The sequence below is a fragment of the Azospirillum thiophilum genome (genome assembly GCF_001305595.1).
GTDB classification, from domain to species: Bacteria; Pseudomonadota; Alphaproteobacteria; order Azospirillales; family Azospirillaceae; genus Azospirillum; species Azospirillum thiophilum.
Map to the genome: position 1 here is coordinate 404,463 of NZ_CP012404.1, position 17,667 is coordinate 422,129.

Below are 17,667 nucleotides of genomic sequence, written 5' to 3' on the forward strand. Positions count from 1 at the left end.
GGTGCGTGGCCAGAAACGGAAGACGGACGCCCAAGAGAATGCTGATCGACGCCTATTTGGGGTTCCGGGTCGGGGACGTGGTCCTGGACCGTGCGGAGCTTGCGGCCGGCACCGCCACCATCAAGGAAATCCACGTCGTTCCCTGCGACTGGGCGCATGGGCTGACCGGCATCGCCGTCATGGAGAACGGTGCCGAGCGTTTCATCGTGCAGCTCAAGAAGGTGCGCCCGACCGACGAGGTCGAGACCGAAAGCAACGTCCGCCCCCTGCGCCACCGGGCGCGCTGAAGGCTGGACAGCGGCCGCGGGACACCGGACGCGAGCAGCCGGGACGACCGGCCGAGGTAAAAAGGGAATCGGACGACGAAAAGCCCGCCGCCCCGGATCGGAGCGACGGGCTTTTCTCATGAAACCGGCGGAGTTTCCGTCAGTGACGGAGCTGCACGCGTCCGCCATTCATGCGGGCGTCGTCGACGCGGGCGATGGCGGGCAGGGCGCGCAGGAAGGCGGCACCGGTGTCGGTCGCCTCGAACAGGACATGGCCCTGGCGGTCCTGGCCGCGGAAGCGGGCCTCGGTCGCCATGCCCGCATTGCGGACGGCGGCGGACAGGTCGGACACGGCCTTCCAGACGCGGGCACGGTGTTCGGCTGCACTGGCGCATCCGGTCGCATCCGCGACGGCCAGCGTTACGGTAAAGGAATGAAGCTCGATCGCCATGGTGGCACCACGGAACAGGGATTGGCGGGATTTGAAGAACCCGGATCGTTCCGGCCATCGGCCGGATACGGGGCCGGCCCTGGGATCGAGAAACTCAGTCGTAACGGGGAAGCTTCGACAGGACGATGTCGCTGATGAGACCACGCAGCTGGCTGACCGGGAGCTGTTCGACCGGGATGCGCACGGCGCGGGCATAGGTCTCGCAAACGTGCCAGGCATGGTCGGGTTCGACCAGGATGTGCCGGGCGAGATCGTGTTCGTCGGCGTTCGCCCGACCGGGGAGCGCCTTTTCACAGGCCAGAGCGGTATTCACCATGTCGCTGGCCAGACTGTGCAGATTCATGGATGGCACCTTCCCATGTTCGGGAATTGGTTGGGGACACTGACAGATTAGACCTTCGGACCGGCCGCTACAACGGTGCCTATGACGTTCGTCTGTGACAAATGGGCATTCGTGTCAAGACGGGCGTTCCGGCAGTTCCGCCGCATGGTGGCCCTTCGACCCGCGGCGCCCCTGGAGAAGGGGCGTGACGCGGGTGGCCTCTGCGGGCGTAAACATAGGGTGGACCGGTTTATTCCGCCTGTGACCGTTTCGCGGGGCAGACGCGGCAAATTCCTGCCGGCTCACGCGGCAATCCCCTCTTGCGCCGGATGCGGTTTTGCACATCGCGAGGGGGTTGGGCAGGGCCGGCTCAGATCCGGATCAGCCCGTCCTGCTTCGACGGAGCCGGAGCCGGAGCCGGTGCGGCGGGGGGCGTGGCCGGCGCCGGGGTCAGCTGCCAGTTGTCCAGCGCGCGCCTCAGCGCGTCGAGGCCGGCGCCGGCGGTGGTCTTCGCCTCGTCGGCGGCGCGGGTGATGGCGGCGCAGAGTGCGGCGCGGCGTTCGGGGTCGTCGCGGCTTTCCTCCAGCGCGCGGCCGACGTCGTCGGTGGTGCCGCTGCCGTTGGCATCGGGCTGTGCCGTCTTGGGGTCGATGCCCAGCAGCGGCAGCAGATACTCCCGGCCCTTCTCGCGGGCGAGCGCTACCGCCCTGTCGCCGAACAGCTCCGCGGTCGCCAGACCGGCGTCCCAGGTGCCGAGCGCGGCCGAGACGGTGGGGCTGCAGCGTCCGGCGGCGGCATCGCCGGCCGGCTGGGCGTGCAGCGGCGCCGCTGCCAGCAGGGGGGCCAGCAAGAGGGCCGGCAGCAGAGCCGGCAAGACAAGGCGGCGTAGCGGAAGGGGCGGGCACGTCATTGCGGGGGGAACCTGCGGTCGGGTGGGGCCGATAGGCGGATATCTGCCTGGGATCTGGGGTGGCGCGGCCTTCCTTTCCATGGCGGAGCGCCCAGGGGCGGACCCGCCCCGCCGGCGGCGGGAAACGCGGCATCAGGCAACGACCTGTGGCGATTTTGTTACCAGATGACTGTTTCATGGCATTTACATGACATGCCGCCGCTGCACTGCCCGGCGAAGCGTGCTAAGAGCAGCCGAAATTTCGTACAGTCCACGCGAGACACCGTCCCATGCTGCTGCGCGCATTCCGTTCGCTGATGCCGAAGGAGGAACGCTTCGTCGACCAGTTCGTCGAGCAGGCCCGCCACATCGCCGCAGCCGCCATCGCATTGGAAGCGGTGATGGAGTCCGCGCCGGACGAGCGTCCGCAGAAGGTCGCGGCGCTGAAACGGGTGGAGAAGGATGCCGACCGCATCGCCAAGGATGCCGGGCGCGACCTGCACCGCGCCTTCATCACCCCATTCGACCGCTCGGACATCCTGTCGCTGATCAACGCGCTGGACGATGCCATCGACCTGATGGACGAGGTGCCGCGCCATGCCGGCCTCTATGGCGTCGAAGCCTTCGACGAGCCGATGCGGCGTTTCGTCGCGCTGATCCGCCAGCAGGCGGACGTTCTGGTGGAGTTGATGCCGCTCCTGGGTGCCATCGCCCGCAATGCGGAGCGGATCGACCATCTCTGCGGCCGGCTGTCCGACCTGGAGGACGAGGCCGACGACGTGCTGCGCGACGCGCTGAAGGCGCTGATCGCGGAGAAGCCGGACATGATCGCCTTCCTCGGCCGGCGCGAGCTGTACGAGATGCTGGAGGCGGTGACCGACCGGTGCGACGACGTCGGCGACCTGGTCGCGGGCATCACGCTCGACCAGGTGTGAGGCGGCGGTAATGGAGGCCCTGCAACTCGGTCTGCCGGCGATCATCGTCATCGTCTTCGTGGCGCTCGCCTTCGACTTCATCAACGGACTGCACGACGCGGCGAACTCCATCGCCACCGTGGTGTCGACCCGCGTGCTGTCCCCCAAGCTGGCCGTCCTGTGGGCGGCCTTCTTCAATTTCATCGCCTTCCTGTTCTTCGGCCTGCATGTCGCCACCACGGTCGGCACCGGGCTGGTCGATCCGCTGGTGATGGACCCGGCGGTGATCCTGGCGGCGCTGATCGGCGCCATCGGCTGGAACCTGATCACCTGGTGGCTGGGGCTGCCCTCCTCCTCGTCCCATGCGCTGGTCGGCGGCATCGCCGGGGCCGGCATCGCCAAGGCGGGGGTCGGCGCCATCATCGCCAGCGGCTTCACCAAGACCGCGGTGGCCATCGTGCTGTCGCCCGGCATCGGCCTGCTGCTGGCCCTGCTGCTGATGCTGGTGGTGTCCTGGCTGCTGCGCCGCGCCCCGCCCTTCGCGGTCGACCGGCAGTTCCGCCATCTCCAGCTGGTCTCGGCGGCGCTCTACAGCCTGGGCCACGGCGGCAACGACGCGCAGAAGACGATGGGCATCATCGCCGTTCTGCTGTTCAGCCAGGGCATGCTGGGCGACAGCTTCCACGTTCCCTTCTGGGTCATCATCGCCTGCCAGGCGGCAATGGGGCTGGGCACCATGATGGGCGGCTGGCGCATCGTCCGCACCATGGGCTCGCGCATCACCGACCTGAAGCCCTATCAGGGCTTCTGCGCCGAGACCGCCGGCGCCATCACCCTGTTCGGGGCGACCTGGCTCGGCATTCCGGTGTCGACCACCCACACCATCACCGGCGCCATCGTCGGCGTCGGCTCCGCCCGCCGCACCTCGGCGGTGCGCTGGGGGCTGGCCGGCCGAATCGTCTGGGCCTGGGTGCTGACGATTCCCGCCTCCGGCATCGTCGCCTGGCTCTCCTATTTCCTGGTGTCTGGCATCCTGCGTCCGTAAGCGGTCGCCTGCCGGGGCGGCGAATCGGGAAGCGAATCGGGGGCGGGCAAGGGAAGGGCCCGGGGGAACACGGTGCGAACACGGGGCGAACGGAAAACCCGCCGTCCCCGACCCGCCGGATGTCATCGCGGCCTTGACCCGCAAGGGCGGGAACGGCAGGATCGATCTTGTGGAGACAGGATACCGGTCATGCCGCATATAGAACGCACCGACCAAGGTGAGCAGTATGTGCTTCCCGGCACCGAACGCCGGACGGTTCCCGGCTTGCCCTATGCGGCGGAAGCCGACGGCCAACTGACCCTGCATTTCTATGCGCCGCCCGAGAAGGCCGAACGCCGCGCCCGTGCGGCTGCGGCGCGCGGGCTGACCGCCGTCCCGGCGATGGAACCGGCGACCGCGCCGGCATCGGCTCCAGTCGGGTCGACGCCGGCCATGACCGACGGCCTGCACGGCCTGTTCGGCCGGCGGCTCGCCCATTTCCCGCAGGTGTTCGAACAGCCCTGACGGCTTTCCCGCCGGCTTTCCGCCTTCCCCGAGGCGGGGGCGGGAAGTACTCCAAGGCGGCGGTCTCTCTCAGGCCGTGCCGGTCCGGTTCCGGTTGGCGGCCAGCCGGCGGGCGATCTGGCTCAACAGGATTTCCCGGTCATAGGGCTTGCCGATGTGCCCGTCCATGCCGGCTTCGCGGCATTGGCGCTGCTCCTCGTCGGACGAGCCGGCGGTCAGCGCCAGGATCGGCAGGTCGCCGCGCGGCGGCGGCAGCGCGCGGATCGTCCGGCTGGCCTCCAGCCCGTCGACGCCCGGCATCATCACGTCCATCAGCACCATGTCGTAGTCGCCGGTCCGCACCGCCTCCACCGCCGCCGCACCGTCGGCAACCAGGTCGACGTCATAGCCGCTGTCGCGGAACAGGGCGGCGAGCAACTCGCGATTGATCGCCAGATCCTCGGCGATCAGCAGGCGCGCCGCCCGGGCCGGTCGCGGCGCGGAAGGGGCCGGAATGGAGGCAGGGCCGGCGACTGGATTGGCCGCTGGATTGGCGGTCTTGGGGGCGGGGCGCTGGCCGGCGATGCGGGACAGCTGCAGGCGCAGTTCCTCGATGGCGAAGGGCTTGGCGATCATCCCCACGTCGGGGCCGAGGGCGGCCGGGTTGCCGACGGCGTGGGCGGCGAAGCCCGACGCCAGCAGAACCGGCAGGCCGGGGCGCATGCGCGCGGCCTGCCGCGCCAGTTCGGTGCCGTCCATGCCCGGCGGCATGACGACGTCGCTCAGCATCAGGTCCAGCGCCTCGGGCCCGTCCAGCACCACCAGCGCCTCGTTGGCGTTGGCGGCCACGATTACCCGATGCCCCCAGCCGCGCAGCAGCCCGGCAACGATGTCGCGCACCGTCGGGTCATCGTCGACCAGCAGGATGGAGAGCGGCACCGGGGCCAAGCCGGAGGTGGCGGCGATGGTGGACTGGGAGAGGGCGCCGGACTGGACCGCTGCCGTGCCGCCCTCCGTCCGTGCGGCGCCGGCTCCCGGCGGCAGCAGCCGGCTTGCGGGCAGGCGCACCGTCACCGTGGTGCCGACGCCCAGCGTGCTGCGCAGGGCCAGCGTGCCGCCATGCAGTTCCACCAGCCGCTTGGTCAGCGGCAACCCCAGCCCGGCGCCCTCCATCTTGCGGTGGCTGGCGCTCTCGACCCGGGCGAAGGGCTCGAGCACGCGGTCCAGATCCTCCGCCGGGATGCCGAGGCCGGTGTCGATGACGCGGATCGCCGGCACGCCGTCCTCCAGCATCGCCGCCAGGGTCACCGACCCGCCGGACGGCGTGTATTTCACCCCGTTGGCGATCAGGTTCAGCAGGATCTGGCGCAGCCGCCGGTCGTCGCCGCGCAGGTAGCGCGCCGCCGGGGCGACGGCTGCCGACAGCAGCACCCCGGCCCGCTCGGCCCGCGGCGTCAGCATGCGGACTGCGAAATCCGCCGCGGTCTCCAGGTCGCAGCGCTCCTCCTCGATGCGCAGCGCGCCGGATTCCGCCCGCGCATGGTCGAGGATCTCGTTGATCAGCTCCAGCACATGCTGGCCGGAATCGCGGACATTGGCGGCATATTGGCGGTAGACCGGCGCGCCCACCGGCCCCTCCGCCTCGCGGGCGATCAGGTCGGCGAAGCCGATCACGGCGTTCAGCGGCGTGCGCAGTTCATGGCTCAACCCGGCCAGGAATTCGCCCTTGGCACGGTTGGCCGCCTCGGCGGCCTTGCGCGCGGTTTCCGCCATGTCGCGGGCATGGTTGAGGGCAGCGGCCAGCCGGGCGCTCTCGTCGCGCTCGGCGCTGGTCCGTTCGACGGCGCTGCGCGCCTCGGCCAGCGCCACCTGGGCCTTGCGTTCGCGATCGAGATAGCGCAATCCCCAGGCCAGGGCGGCCAGGATGGCCAGCAGGCCGATAACGGCCTCCGCCAGGGTCTGGACGCTGCGGCCGCGCCATTCCGCCATCGCCTCGTCCCGGCCGATGCCGGTCAGCACCACCAGCCCATAGTCGCGGACCGTGCGGTAGGCGACGACGCGCGTCACGCCGTCCAGCATCGAGGGCAGCAGGAACTGCCCCTCCGGCGCCTCGCGCAGCTTGGTCTGGAACAGCTGGCCGCCGGCGACCGAGCGGCCGACCGACGTCTCGGTCGCCGGCCGGCGGGCGACGATTTCGCCATCGGGCTGGTAGACGCCGATCAGCGGGTCGAACTCGAACCCCAGCATGGTGTAGAAGTCGGTCAGATGGTCGACCCGGATCGACGCGACCGCAACGCCGACGAAGCGCCCCTCGTCGTCGTGCAGCGGCCGGGCCACCGGGAAGGCCAGCGGCTGGCTTCCCATCCGGCCGGCCAACGCCGATCCGATATGCATCCGCGCCCCGCTGCGCAGGGCCTGCAGGGCCTGCTGGTCGGCGAACGCCGCCGCACGGTTGGGAAAGCTGGTCGATTCCAGCACCGCGCGCCCGTCGGCGTCATAGATCCAGACCGAATCGGCGCCCTCGATGTGGGCGGCATATTCGCGCAGCCGCGTCCAATGCTTCAGGTCGCGCACCCGTGCCGGTCCACCGGCTTCCGCCACCATCGCGGCAGTCTGGTCGAGCGCCACGTCGGCTGTCCGCACGGTCCGGTGGACATGGTCGTCCACCAGCCGCGCCATGTCGCGGACCATGGCGAAGCGGCGCTGCTGGGTGTCCTGGTAGTCGTGATGGATCCTGTTGGCCGCGTTGCCTGCCAAGGCGGCGACGACGACGGCGGCCACCAGAGCGCCCCGGACGAAGCGTCCCACAAATCCCCCATTGAGAACGATGCGCGCGATGCGGCTTGATGCTTCAGACTCAAATTATCATGGTTCAGGCACCGCCGGTGGTGCGATTCGATGGCGCGTGGCTCAGGGTTTGTACCGATGCCCGCTCCGCAATCCGCTTCGCTGTCCGGGCCGCTGCCGAAAATCGGCCCGTCCCCCATCTTGCATGCCTGATCCCATGGGCCCAAATGCGCGAACATCCGAACTTTTGGGGAGGTTGCTATGGGTTTGTTCGACGTGTTCAAGGGCAATGCGCCGTTCGATGTGACTCCGCGGCGTGCGCTGGTCGTATCGCTGATCTACTGCATGGGATCGGACGGCGAGATCGATCCGGAGGAGGTCGGCCATCTGGTCTCGGTGCTCGGCCGCAATGCGACGCGGGAGGAGTTGGACCGCTGCTTCAAATTTGCGCGCAGCACCCCGCCTGACAATTTCCTGGCCGAGGCCGCGCCCAGGCTGAACGAGCAGCAGCGGCTGTGCATTCTGCTGAACATGATCGACAGCGCCATGGCCGACGGCGAGGCCGAGCAGGGCGAGCGCGACCTGATCGGCCGGTTCCAGCAGGCCTTCGGTTTCGACGACGCCAAGCTCGGTCCCTATTTCCAGGCGCTGGTGGTCAAGAACAGCCGGCAGGTCCTGGACGTCTGACCGGGGAGGGCCGGGCGGGTTCGGACGGCGGCAGGAGTGGCATCGTGAAGCGCGTGGCTGGTTCCGCCAGCATGCCGGACGCGCCGCCCCTCCCCGCCGCCTGACTTCACGCCGCCTGACTTCACGCGACCGGCGTCAGTCCGGCGCGTCCAGCACGCTGCGCACCTTGGCCGCCAGCTGGTCGATGGCGAAGGGTTTGGACAGGAAGTTCGTGCCGGGATCCAGCACCCCGTTGTGGATCACGGCGTTGCGGCTGTACCCGGTGGTGTAGAGAACCTTCAGATCCGGCAATATCGCCCTTGCCGCGTCGGCCAGCTGGCGCCCGGTCATGCCGGGCATGACGATGTCGGTCAGCAGCAGGGTCACGTCCTGGCGGGGCGCGTTCCCGCCAGGGGCACCCGCCGGATCGCCTCCCCAACCATCCGCAGCCGCTCCTCCGATCAGCTCCAGCGCCGACGGCCCGTCGAAGGCGTGCAGCACGGTATAGCCGAGCTCGCGCAGCGTCTCGACCGTGAAGTTGCGCACCCGCTCCTCATCCTCCACCACCAGCACGATCTCGCGCGGGGAGCCGGTGGGGCTGACGATCGTCCGGGACAGGGGCGTGGGCGCAGCCTTCCGCGCGTCGCCGAAGAACCGCGGCAGATAGAGCTTGAACGTCGTGCCGATGCCGACCTCCGAATAGGCGCGGACATGGCCGCCGGACTGGCGGGCGAAGCCGAAGGCCTGGCTCAGCCCGAGGCCGGTGCCCTTGCCGACCTCCTTGGTGGTGAAGAAGGGGTCGAACGCCTTCGCCAGCACCTCCGGCGTCATGCCGGCCCCGGTGTCGCTGACCGCGATCAGCACATACTGGCCGGGCTCGATCGCCGCTTCGGCCGCATAGGCGTCGTCGACATGGACGTTGGCGGTCTCGATGGTCAGGCGGCCGCCGTCCGGCATGGCGTCGCGGGCATTGACCGCCATGTTCAGCAGGACATTCTCCAGCTGGTTGAGGTCGGCGTGGATGGCCCACAGCCCGGCCGAGGTGACGAACTCCATACCGATGGTTTCGCCCAAGGTCCGGGTCAGCAGCTCTTCCATGCCGCGCACCAGACCGTTGGCGTCGAGCACCTCCGGTGCAAGCGGCTGTTGGCGGGAGAAGGCGAGCAGCCGCTGGGTCAGGACCGCCGCCCGCATCGCGCCGTCCATCGCCCCGTCGATATAGGCACCGACATTTGTGTCGCCGCGGTCCAGGCGGCGCTGCAGCAGATTCAGGCCACTGATGACCACGGCCAGCATGTTGTTGAAATCATGGGCGATGCCGCCGGCCAGCTGGCCGATCGCCTCCATCTTCTGGCTCTGGCGCAACGCGTTCTGCGTCGTCATCAGTTCGCGCGTCCGATGCTCGACCTCGGCTTCCAGCCGTTGATTCAACTCGGCTGCCGTCCGGTGGGCCAACACGGTCCGGGTCGTCTCGATCACGGTGTCGATCATGCCGACCACCGCACCGCTTTCGTCCCGCACCGGGCTGTAGCAGAAGGTGAACCAGACCTGCTCGGGCTCGCCGTTGCGGTCGACGACGAGGGGGAAATCCTCGATGAAGGTCGCCTCTCCGGCGAAGGCGCGGTCGGCGAGCGGGCCGATGCTGCCCCAGGCCTCCGCCCAGACGTCGCGGAAGGAGCGGCCGAGCGCCTCCGGCTTGGCTCCGAGGATCGGGCGGAAGGCGTCGTTGTAGATGGTGACCAGACCCGGACCCCAGACCAGGGCCTTGGGAAAGTGCGAATTCAGGACGATGCTGACCGTGGTGCGCAGAGCCGGGGGCCAGTGGCCGGGATCGCCCAGCGGCGTGGCGCTCCAGTCATGGGCGCGCACCCGCTCGCCCATTCCGCCGCCGCCCTGCCAGAAGGCGGCTTCCTGCTCTTGCGGTATCGGGAGACTCAATTCGCCATTCCGTCTTTGGCCCCATCGGGAGTCCCGATCGGCAGTCCCGATCGGCAGTCTCGCACAGCGGCCGATGGGGCAGCAACAGACGACGCGGCGTTTCATTCCCTCGATCCGGGCCGTATACCACGGGCTCTCGATCCTGAACTGTCAGGATCGAGAGCTTCGGCGGCATGGGCCGCCGCCGCGCCAGTCGGCGCGGATACCTGCGGTCATCATCGATGACCGCAGGTATTACAGCCAGTCGGGAATCCGTTCCGCCGCCAGCATCTCCTCCACCGTCGGGCGGGGGCGGATGACCGAGAAGCGGTCGCCGTTGACCAGCACCTCCGGCACCAGCGGCCGGGTGTTGTAGGTCGAGGCCATCACCGCGCCATAGGCGCCGGCCGACAGCAGGGCGACCAGATCGTCGTCGGCCAACGGCGGCAGCGGGCGCTGCACGGCGAAGGTGTCGCCGCTCTCGCACACCGGGCCGACCACGTCGTAGGGCTCCTGCCCGGCATCAGGGGCCGGCTCGGCGACCGGGACGATGCCGTGGTAGGCGTCGTAGAGCGACGGGCGGATCAGGTCGTTCATCGCCGCGTCGATGATGGCGAAGCGGCGGTGCAGCCCCTGCTTCACATAGATGACGCGGCTGACCAGGATGCCGGCGTTGCCGACCAGCGAGCGGCCCGGCTCCAGCGTGATGCGGCAGCCGAGATTGCCGGTGATGGAGCGCACCATCGCGGCATAGTCGGCCAGGTCGGGCGGCGCCTCGTTCCTGTAGGTGATGCCGAGCCCGCCGCCGAGGTCGAGGCGCTGGATGTCGTGACCGTCCTCGCGCAGCTGGTGGAGCAGGGCCGCGACCCGCTCGTAGGCGGCGCGGAAGGGGGCGAGGTCGGTCAGCTGCGAGCCGATATGGACCGCGATGGCGACCGGCTTGATGCCCGGCAGCGCCGCCGCGCGGCGGTAGATCTCGCGCGCGTGGTCGTAATCGATGCCGAACTTGTTCTCCTTCTTGCCGGTGGCGATCTTGGCATGGGTCTTGGCGTCGACGTCCGGGTTGACACGGAAGGCGATGGGAGCCTCCACGCCCAGGGACGAGGCCACCTCGCTCAGCGCCTCCAGCTCCGGCACCGATTCGACGTTGATCTGGTGGATGCCGGCCTCCAGCGCGGCGCGCAGGTCGTCGCGGGTCTTGCCGACGCCGGAGAAGACGATGCGCTCGGGCGGAATGCCGCCGGCCAGCGCCCGCGTCATCTCGCCGACCGACACCACGTCGCCGCCGGCCCCGAGCCGGGCCAGCGTGCGGATGACGGCGAGGTTGGAGTTGGCCTTCAGCGCATAGCAGACGCCGGCATCCTGGCCGGCGAAGGCGCCGGCATAGGCGTTGTAGTGGGATTCGAGCGCCGCGGTGGAATAGAGGTAGAAGGGCGTTCCCACCTCGCGCGCCACATCCGCCAGCGACACCGATTCGGCATGCAGCACGCCGTCGCGATAGGCGAAGACGCTCATCGCCGAGCCGTTGGGGGGCGAACCATTGGGCGAACCGGTGCGGGCGGTCATGGGAACTGCACTCCGGACCCGGCCGGCTTGCCGGGCTTCGGATCGAGGTCTGGGTTGGGATAGCTGCGCGGGAACGGGTCGGGCTGGCCTTCCGGGCGCGGGCTGTCGACGAAGCTCGGCTTCTTGCCGCAGCCGGCCAGCGCCAACGCGCCGGCCAGGGCGAGGATCGTCAGGGTGACGGTACGGCTGGTCACAGGAAACGCTCCCGGGCGGCCTTCACCGCCTCTTTGACGCGGACCGGGGCCGGGCCGCCGAAGCTGGTCCGGCTGTTCAGCGACGCCTCGATGCTGAGCGCCGGATAGACGGCCGCGGTGATGCGCGGCTCGATCGCCTGGAGTTCCTCCAGCGTCAGGTCGGTCAGGCCGACGCGCCGGTCCTCCGCCGCCTTCACGGCGCGGCCGGTGACGTGGTGCGCCTCGCGGAAGGGCATGTCCAGCTCCCGCACCAGCCAGTCGGCGAGGTCGGTGGCGTTGAGGAAGCCGCGGTCGGCCGCCTCGCGCATCGCCGGGACGTTGGGCTGCATGTCGCGCACCATGCCCTCCATGGCGGCGATGCAGAGCGCCAGCGTGTCGTCGGCCTCGAACACCGGCTCCTTGTCCTCCTGCATGTCCTTGGAATAGGCCAGCGGAAGCCCCTTCATCGCGATCAGCAGGCTGTTGAGCGAGCCGATCACCCGGCCGGCCTTGGCGCGCACCAGCTCCGCCGCGTCGGGGTTCTTCTTCTGCGGCATGATCGACGAGCCGGTGGTGAAGGCGTCAGACAGCTTGATGAAGCGGAACTGGGCCGAGCACCAGATCACGATCTCCTCGGCGAAGCGCGACAGGTGCATGGCGCAGATCGACGCCGCCGACAGGTATTCCAGCGCGAAGTCGCGGTCGGACACCGCGTCCAGCGAGTTGGCGGTCGGCCGGTTGAAGCCCAGCGCCTCGGCCGTCATGAAGCGGTCGATCGGGTAGGGAGTGCCGGCCAGCGCCGCCGAGCCCAGCGGGCATTCGTTCAGCCGGCACCGCGCGTCGCGGAAGCGGCTGCGGTCGCGCCCGAACATCTCGACATAGGCCAGCAGGTGATGGGCGAAGCTGATCGGCTGCGCCGCCTGGAGATGGGTGAAGCCAGGCATCACCGTGCCGCTGTGCTGTTCGGCGAGGTCGATCAGCGCGGCCTGCAGCGCGGTCAGCCCGCCGATGGTCCGGTCGATGGCGTCGCGCACCCACAGCTTGAAGTCGGTCGCCACCTGGTCGTTGCGCGAGCGGCCGGTGTGCAGCCGCTTGGCCGGCTCGCCGATCAGGTCTGCCAGCCGGGCCTCCACATTCATGTGGATGTCCTCCAGCTCCACCTTGAAGGTGAAGCTCCCGGCATCAATCTCTGCCTTCACGCGGTCGAGGCCGCCGATGATGGCGTCGGCGTCGGCCTGGGTTATGATGCCCTGCTTGGCCAGCATCGCGGCATGGGCCTTCGACCCGGCGATGTCCTGGTCGGCCAGCCGCTTGTCGAAGCCGATGGAGGCGTTGATCTTCTCCATGATGGCGGCGGGACCGCGCGCGAAGCGGCCGCCCCACATCTGGCTGGCGGCGGGTGCGGTGGCGGCAGCGGGGCTGGTCTGCGGGGTCTGATCGGCGCTCATGGGGGCGGTAACCGGGGCATGCGGGTGAAGGGAAGCGAGGAAGCGTGAGTATGCGGACTTTGGCGGCCGTCGCAACGGTTTGTGTGTGCATGGCCGGAGCCGGCCTGTGGTGGAGCGCCGGTGCGGCCCCGGCGGCGCCGGAGGTGGTGCGGCTCGGCGCACCGGACGCGCCTGCCGCGGTTACACCTGCGGCCTCCACCGGCGCCGACAAGCTGGAGAAGTTCAAGGGGGCGGAGCCGAAGCCGATGCCGCCGCTGTCCTTCGTCGATGCCGACGGTCGGCGGGTCGATCTCGCCGACTTCAAGGACCGCGTCGTCCTGCTGAACCTGTGGGCGACCTGGTGCGGCCCTTGCGTCAAGGAGATGCCGTCGCTCGACCGGCTCCAGGCGCAGTTGGGCGGCGACGCCTTCCAGGTGGTCGCGCTCTCGCTCGACCGCGGCGGGCGGACGGCGGTGGAGCCGTTCTACAGGAAGACGGGGGTGGAGCATCTGGCCCTGTTCCTCGATCCGGCATCGGAGTCGATGAAGACGCTGTCGCTGCGTGGCCTGCCGACCACTGTCCTGGTCGATCCGGAGGGGCGGGAACTGGGCCGGGTCGAGGGGGCGGTCGAATGGGATTCGCCGGAGGTCGTCGCCTTCCTGCGCCAGTTCCTCGGCCATGGCGGGGGCCGCGGCGGCGGTCCGGCGCGCGACCGCGGGGTGATGAAGACGGGAGGCTGACGCTGTTGCGGCGATACGGTAGACTGGAGCATCGCCGTATCGCCCGTCCTGTTCCGCCTGTCCCCGAGCCGCCATTCCCATGACACTGCCCGCCGCATCCGGTCCCAAACGCTACGCCATCGGTCCCGGCACCGTGATGATGCGGCAGGGCGAGCATGCCGACCGCGCCTGGCTGATCGAATCGGGGGAGCTGGAGGTGCTGTTGACGGCGCCCGACGGCGGCACCCGCCGGCTGGGGGTGGTCGGCAAGGGCGCGGTGGTCGGCGAGATGGCGCTGATCGACGATGGCGAGCGTAGCGCCACCGTGCGCTCGCTGACCGAGGTCGCTTGCGTCGAGGTGACGCGGGAGGCCTTCCGCGGGCTGCTGAAGCGCAGCCCGCCGCTGGCATCCTACCTGTTGCAGAGCCTGATTTCCGCCATCCGCCGCGGCTATGGCCTGCCGCCGACCGAGCGGGTCGGCAATGCCGTCGATTTCCGTTCCACCACCTCGTTCCAGAAGGTGGTCGACCGCCGCATGATCCGCGAGGGGCATGTCTTCTTCGGCCCCAACGAGCCGGTGAACGCCGCCTACCTGATCCAGTCCGGCCGCGTCGTGCTGCGTCCCGGACGCGGCACGCTGGGCGAGGACATCGCCAGCTTCGGGCCGGGCAGCCTGTTCGGCGAGATCTATCTGCTGACCGGCCGGCTGCCCGACGTCACCGCCATCGCCGTCACCGGCGGCATCTGCGAGGTGATCGACCGCCGCAGCTTCGACGATGCGGTGATGGCGATGCCGCCGATCCTGAAGTCGCTGACGCGGATCTACATCGCGCAGCTGACCAAGGCGAAAACGGGGCAGGGGGAGGGAACCGTCACCCCCGAGTCTCCAGCCCGCGCATGACCAGTGTCCACACCGCCTCGAAGGCCGGGGCGGTGTCGGGGGAGGCCCATTCGGCGGCGTGGGCCGGATTGTGGAAGCGGGCCGTCGCGTCGAACAGGGCGCGGGCGGCCGACGCGGCGTCGCCGGGGGCAAAGCTGCCGTCGGCCATGCCGTCGGCGACGATGCGGGCGAGCTGGCCGCTCAGATGCGCCACATGCTCAGCCACCACCTCGCGCGCTTCGGCTGCGAGCGCCATGTAGGTCGCGAACAGCTCCGGATCGTCGCCGGCCTTGCTGTGCTTGGCCCGGATCAGCGCGTCGAACCAGCGGCGCAGGCGGGCCGGCGCCGGGCCGTCCTCCTCGGCGATGGCCGCGAGCGGGTCAGAGACGCGGGCGAGCCAGCGTTCCGTCACCGCGTCGCGCAGGGCGGCCTTGCTGGGGAAATGGCGGTAGACGCTGCCGTGGCTGACGCCCAGCGCGCGGGCGACGTCCACCACCGTGGCCTTGGCGGGACCGTAGCGGCGGAGCACCTCCTCCGCCGCTTCCAGGATACGGTCCGGGGTCAGCACCGCCTCAGCCATGACGCCATCCTTCAGCGCCGCTCGCTGTCGAGCATCGCCATCTGTTTGGGGTCGTAGCGGTCGCCGGCCGCGGCGCCGGGCGGCACCGCCCGTTCGATCGCAGCGAGGTCATCGGGGGTGAGGTCAACGTCCAGGGCTCCCAGCGCTTCGGTCAGCCGGTCGCGCCGCCGCGCGCCGACCAGCGGCACAATATCCGAACCGCGCGACAGCACCCAGGCAATCGCGATCTGCGCGACGCTGACCCCCTTGGCCCCGGCGACCCGGCGCAACTCCTCGACCAGGGCCAGATTGCGGTCCAGGTTGCCGCCCTGGAAGCGCGGGCTGTGGGCGCGGAAGTCGCCGCCGCCGCCGGTGCTGTCCTTCGTCCAATGACCGCTGATCAGGCCGCGCGACAGCACGCCGTAGGCGGTGATGCCGATGCCCAGATCGCGGCAGGCCGGCAGGATCGCATCCTCGATCCCGCGGGAGATCAGCGAATATTCGATCTGCAGGTCGCTGATCGGGTGGGTGGCGGCGGCCCGGCGGATGGTGTCGGCCCCCATCTCCGACAGGCCGATGTGGCGGACATAGCCGGCCTTCACCATGTCGGCGACGGCGCCGATGGTGTCCTCGATCGGGACATTCGGGTCGAGGCGCGACGGGCGGTAGACGTCGATGTGGTCCAGCCCGAGCCGGGTCAGCGTGTGGGCCAGGAAATTCTTCACCGCCGCCGGCCGGGCGTCGTAGCCGAGCCAAGCGCCGTCCGGCGCCCGCAGCGCGCCGAACTTGACGCTGACCTGGAAGCGGTCGCGCGCGATTCCGCGCAGCGCCTCGCCGATCAGCATCTCGTTGTGGCCCATGCCGTAGAAGTCTCCGGTGTCGAGCAGCGTCACCCCGGCGTCGAGCGCCGCATGGATGGTGGCGATGCCTTCCGCCCGGTCGGCCGGGCCGTACATGCCCGACATGCCCATGCAACCGAGGCCGAGCGCGGAGACGGCCGGGCCGGTGGTTCCGAGAATGCGCGTGTCCATGTGTCCCTCCATCGATGCGTGATGGAAGGGTTATCGAATATCGACTGACAGATGTCAATATCTGTCAGTCGATATTCGTAGGGGCGCTTCAGGCGGGATCGATCACGATCACCCGGAAGTCATTGACGTTGGTCCGCGTCGGCCCGGTGACCACCAGATCGCCAAGCGCCTTGAAGAAGCTGTAGCCGTCGTTGTTCGCGAGGAAGGCCTTGGCATCCAGCCCCAGCGCCTCGGCCCGTTTCAGGGTGTCGGGGCGCAGGACGGCGCCGGCATTGTCCTCCGTCCCGTCGATGCCGTCGGTGTCGAAGGCGGCGGCCCGGATGCCGGGATGGCCGTCCAGCGCCACCGCCAGCGCCAGCAGGAACTCGACGTTGCGGCCGCCGCGGCCCTGGCCGCGTACCGTCACCGTGGTTTCGCCGCCGGAGAGGATCACCGCCGGGACCGGCGCCGGCTGGCCGTGGCGGGCGACCTGCCGGGCGATGCCGGCATGGACCTTGGCGACCTCGCGCGCTTCGCCCTCGATGGCGTCGCCCAGGATGACCGGGGTGTAGCCGCGGTCGCGGGCGAGCGCCGCCGCGGCCTCCAGCGCGTCCTGCGGGGTGGCGATGGTGGTGGTGACGGCGCCGGCCAGCCGCGGATCGCCGGGCTTCGGCGTCTCGTCGGCGGCGGCCTCCAGGAAGGCGGCCACGGCCGGCGGCGGGGTGATGCCGTATTTCGCCAGGATGGCGCGGGCATCGGCGAAGCTGGTCGGGTCGGGCACGGTCGGGCCGCTGGCGATCACCGACGGATCGTCGCCCGGCACGTCGGAGACCAGCAGCGAGACCACGCGGGCCGGATGGGCCATGGCGGCGAGCCGCCCGCCCTTGACCGCCGACAGGTGCTTGCGCACGCAGTTCATCTCGCCGATGTCGGCGCCGCTCTTCAGCAGGGCCTTGGCGACGGTCCGCTTGTCCTCCAGCGTGATGCCGGGAGCCGGCAGGGCCAGCAGGGCGGAGCCGCCGCCGGAGATCAGGCAGAGCACGAGGTCGTCGGCGGTCAGCCCCTGCACCAGATCGACGATGCGGCGGGCGGCATCCTGGCCGGCGGCGTCGGGCACCGGATGCGAGGCCTGCACCACCTCGATCCGCCCGGTGGGCAGGTCATGGTCGTAGCGGGTGACGACAAGGCCGGTGAGCGGTCCCGGCCAATGGTCCTCCACCGTCTTCGCCATGGCTGCCGCCGCCTTGCCGGCGCCGATCACGACCGTGCGGCCCTTGGGCGGCTGCGGCAGGGCCGCCGGCAGCCGGGTCTCGGCGGTCACCGCGGTCAGGGCCGCCAGGAACAGGTCGTGGAGCAGGGCGTCGGCATTCGTGGCGGTGGTCATGGTCGCTCGGGCTTGGTGGATGGCGAGACGGGTAGAATGCACACAAATGAGGGGTGGGCCAATGGTTTGGGTGGGGTGGTGTCTGGGTAGCGCCTGTTGCCCCCACCCCAACCCTCCCCCGCTGGGCGGGGGAGGGGGCAAGCGCTTGTTCTGAACGGCGGCGGCAGTCCCTCCCCCGCCCAGCGGGGGAGGTCAGGTGGGGGCATCGG

The 17,667-nt window shown here is 69.9% G+C and carries 18 protein-coding genes; 7 read left to right on the plus strand and 11 right to left on the minus strand.

Annotated features, from left to right (window positions below; translation table 11 throughout):
- Positions 1 to 38: 38 nt before the first annotated feature.
- On the plus strand, positions 39 to 287 hold the full coding sequence (locus AL072_RS24640) for a hypothetical protein (protein WP_045583506.1): 249 nt from the start codon (positions 39 to 41) through the stop codon (positions 285 to 287).
- A 139-nt stretch (positions 288 to 426) separates the two neighbouring features.
- On the opposite strand, the gene AL072_RS24645 is transcribed toward AL072_RS24640, so the two are convergent.
- From AL072_RS24645 to AL072_RS24655, 3 genes are all read right to left on the minus strand, one after another.
- Complete coding sequence (locus tag AL072_RS24645) at positions 427 to 717, minus strand: hypothetical protein (RefSeq protein WP_045583505.1); 291 nt, start codon at positions 715 to 717, stop codon at positions 427 to 429.
- 94 nt (positions 718 to 811) lie between these two features.
- Entirely contained in the window at positions 812 to 1,060 is a 249-nt protein-coding gene (locus AL072_RS24650) for a hypothetical protein (protein WP_045583504.1), read from the minus strand.
- Positions 1,061 to 1,409: 349 nt separating this feature from the next.
- The gene (locus AL072_RS24655; protein WP_245636969.1) at positions 1,410 to 1,913 is read right to left on the minus strand and encodes a hypothetical protein; all 504 of its coding nucleotides are present in this window, start codon (positions 1,911 to 1,913) and stop codon (positions 1,410 to 1,412) included.
- A gap of 305 nt (positions 1,914 to 2,218) precedes the next feature.
- Here AL072_RS24655 and AL072_RS24660 point away from each other — a divergent pair, with 305 nt between their 5' ends.
- The 3 genes from AL072_RS24660 to AL072_RS24670 all read left to right on the plus strand — a co-directional run bounded on the left by AL072_RS24660 (position 2,219) and on the right by AL072_RS24670 (position 4,391).
- A complete protein-coding gene (locus tag AL072_RS24660; protein ID WP_052710157.1) occupies positions 2,219 to 2,863 on the plus strand; it encodes a DUF47 domain-containing protein in 645 nt (214 codons plus the stop codon).
- A 10-nt stretch (positions 2,864 to 2,873) separates the two neighbouring features.
- Positions 2,874 to 3,887 (plus strand): inorganic phosphate transporter, encoded by a 1,014-nt coding sequence (locus AL072_RS24665; RefSeq protein ID WP_045583502.1) that lies wholly within the window; start codon positions 2,874 to 2,876, stop codon positions 3,885 to 3,887.
- A 189-nt stretch (positions 3,888 to 4,076) separates the two neighbouring features.
- Positions 4,077 to 4,391, plus strand: a complete 315-nt coding sequence (locus tag AL072_RS24670; RefSeq protein WP_045583501.1) for a hypothetical protein — start codon at positions 4,077 to 4,079, stop codon at positions 4,389 to 4,391.
- 69 nt (positions 4,392 to 4,460) lie between these two features.
- On the opposite strand, the gene AL072_RS24675 is transcribed toward AL072_RS24670, so the two are convergent.
- Positions 4,461 to 7,151: a response regulator gene (locus tag AL072_RS24675; protein ID WP_245636970.1), complete on the minus strand. Its 2,691-nt coding sequence runs from the start codon at positions 7,149 to 7,151 to the stop codon at positions 4,461 to 4,463.
- A gap of 267 nt (positions 7,152 to 7,418) precedes the next feature.
- On the opposite strand from AL072_RS24675, the gene AL072_RS24680 reads away from it, so the two are divergent.
- Positions 7,419 to 7,844 carry a tellurite resistance TerB family protein gene (locus AL072_RS24680; RefSeq protein WP_045583500.1) on the plus strand — a complete coding sequence of 142 codons (426 nt, stop codon included), beginning with the start codon at positions 7,419 to 7,421 and terminating at the stop codon, positions 7,842 to 7,844.
- Between the two features lie 135 nt (positions 7,845 to 7,979).
- Here AL072_RS24680 and AL072_RS24685 read toward each other — a convergent pair whose 3' ends face one another.
- The 4 genes from AL072_RS24685 to argH all read right to left on the minus strand — a co-directional run bounded on the left by AL072_RS24685 (position 7,980) and on the right by argH (position 12,927).
- Positions 7,980 to 9,761 (minus strand): ATP-binding protein, encoded by a 1,782-nt coding sequence (locus tag AL072_RS24685; protein WP_200909912.1) that lies wholly within the window; start codon positions 9,759 to 9,761, stop codon positions 7,980 to 7,982.
- Positions 9,762 to 9,995: 234 nt separating this feature from the next.
- The gene (gene lysA, locus AL072_RS24690) at positions 9,996 to 11,255 is read right to left on the minus strand and encodes a diaminopimelate decarboxylase (protein WP_045583935.1); all 1,260 of its coding nucleotides are present in this window, start codon (positions 11,253 to 11,255) and stop codon (positions 9,996 to 9,998) included.
- A 47-nt stretch (positions 11,256 to 11,302) separates the two neighbouring features.
- A complete protein-coding gene (locus tag AL072_RS24695; RefSeq protein WP_045583498.1) occupies positions 11,303 to 11,500 on the minus strand; it encodes a hypothetical protein in 198 nt (65 codons plus the stop codon).
- A complete protein-coding gene (argH, locus tag AL072_RS24700) occupies positions 11,497 to 12,927 on the minus strand; it encodes an argininosuccinate lyase (RefSeq protein WP_045583497.1) in 1,431 nt (476 codons plus the stop codon). Before argH ends, AL072_RS24695 begins: the two co-directional genes overlap by 4 nt.
- 89 nt (positions 12,928 to 13,016) lie before the next feature.
- On the opposite strand from argH, the gene AL072_RS24705 reads away from it, so the two are divergent.
- Positions 13,017 to 13,646: a TlpA family protein disulfide reductase gene (locus AL072_RS24705; protein WP_245636971.1), complete on the plus strand. Its 630-nt coding sequence runs from the start codon at positions 13,017 to 13,019 to the stop codon at positions 13,644 to 13,646.
- Positions 13,647 to 13,725: 79 nt separating this feature from the next.
- Positions 13,726 to 14,526: a cyclic nucleotide-binding domain-containing protein gene (locus AL072_RS24710; RefSeq protein WP_045583495.1), complete on the plus strand. Its 801-nt coding sequence runs from the start codon at positions 13,726 to 13,728 to the stop codon at positions 14,524 to 14,526.
- Here the strand turns inward: AL072_RS24710 and AL072_RS24715 are convergent.
- The 3 genes from AL072_RS24715 to AL072_RS24725 all read right to left on the minus strand — a co-directional run bounded on the left by AL072_RS24715 (position 14,498) and on the right by AL072_RS24725 (position 17,458).
- On the minus strand, positions 14,498 to 15,085 hold the full coding sequence (locus tag AL072_RS24715; protein WP_045583494.1) for a TetR/AcrR family transcriptional regulator: 588 nt from the start codon (positions 15,083 to 15,085) through the stop codon (positions 14,498 to 14,500). The genes AL072_RS24710 and AL072_RS24715 overlap by 29 nt on opposite strands.
- 11 nt (positions 15,086 to 15,096) lie before the next feature.
- Positions 15,097 to 16,095: an aldo/keto reductase gene (locus AL072_RS24720; RefSeq protein WP_045583493.1), complete on the minus strand. Its 999-nt coding sequence runs from the start codon at positions 16,093 to 16,095 to the stop codon at positions 15,097 to 15,099.
- A gap of 88 nt (positions 16,096 to 16,183) precedes the next feature.
- On the minus strand, positions 16,184 to 17,458 hold the full coding sequence (locus AL072_RS24725) for a glycerate kinase type-2 family protein (RefSeq protein ID WP_052710155.1): 1,275 nt from the start codon (positions 17,456 to 17,458) through the stop codon (positions 16,184 to 16,186).
- Positions 17,459 to 17,667: the final 209 nt, after the last annotated feature.

What these genes read in the sequence shown, in the direction of transcription:
- AL072_RS24650 (WP_045583504.1), bottom strand. Translation starts at nt 1,060, where the DNA reads ATGAATCTGCACAGTCTGGCCAGCGACATGGTGAATACCGCTCTGGCC.
- AL072_RS24665 (WP_045583502.1), top strand. Translation starts at nt 2,874, where the DNA reads ATGGAGGCCCTGCAACTCGGTCTGCCGGCGATCATCGTCATCGTCTTC.
- AL072_RS24680 (WP_045583500.1), top strand. Translation starts at nt 7,419, where the DNA reads ATGGGTTTGTTCGACGTGTTCAAGGGCAATGCGCCGTTCGATGTGACT.
- AL072_RS24710 (WP_045583495.1), top strand. Translation starts at nt 13,726, where the DNA reads ATGACACTGCCCGCCGCATCCGGTCCCAAACGCTACGCCATCGGTCCC.
- AL072_RS24720 (WP_045583493.1), bottom strand. Translation starts at nt 16,095, where the DNA reads ATGGACACGCGCATTCTCGGAACCACCGGCCCGGCCGTCTCCGCGCTC.
- AL072_RS24715 (WP_045583494.1), bottom strand. Translation starts at nt 15,085, where the DNA reads ATGGCTGAGGCGGTGCTGACCCCGGACCGTATCCTGGAAGCGGCGGAG.
- AL072_RS24705 (WP_245636971.1), top strand. Translation starts at nt 13,017, where the DNA reads ATGGCCGGAGCCGGCCTGTGGTGGAGCGCCGGTGCGGCCCCGGCGGCG.
- AL072_RS24670 (WP_045583501.1), top strand. Translation starts at nt 4,077, where the DNA reads ATGCCGCATATAGAACGCACCGACCAAGGTGAGCAGTATGTGCTTCCC.
- AL072_RS24640 (WP_045583506.1), top strand. Translation starts at nt 39, where the DNA reads ATGCTGATCGACGCCTATTTGGGGTTCCGGGTCGGGGACGTGGTCCTG.
- argH (WP_045583497.1), bottom strand. Translation starts at nt 12,927, where the DNA reads ATGAGCGCCGATCAGACCCCGCAGACCAGCCCCGCTGCCGCCACCGCA.
- AL072_RS24660 (WP_052710157.1), top strand. Translation starts at nt 2,219, where the DNA reads ATGCTGCTGCGCGCATTCCGTTCGCTGATGCCGAAGGAGGAACGCTTC.
- AL072_RS24725 (WP_052710155.1), bottom strand. Translation starts at nt 17,458, where the DNA reads ATGACCACCGCCACGAATGCCGACGCCCTGCTCCACGACCTGTTCCTG.
- AL072_RS24645 (WP_045583505.1), bottom strand. Translation starts at nt 717, where the DNA reads ATGGCGATCGAGCTTCATTCCTTTACCGTAACGCTGGCCGTCGCGGAT.
- lysA (WP_045583935.1), bottom strand. Translation starts at nt 11,255, where the DNA reads ATGAGCGTCTTCGCCTATCGCGACGGCGTGCTGCATGCCGAATCGGTG.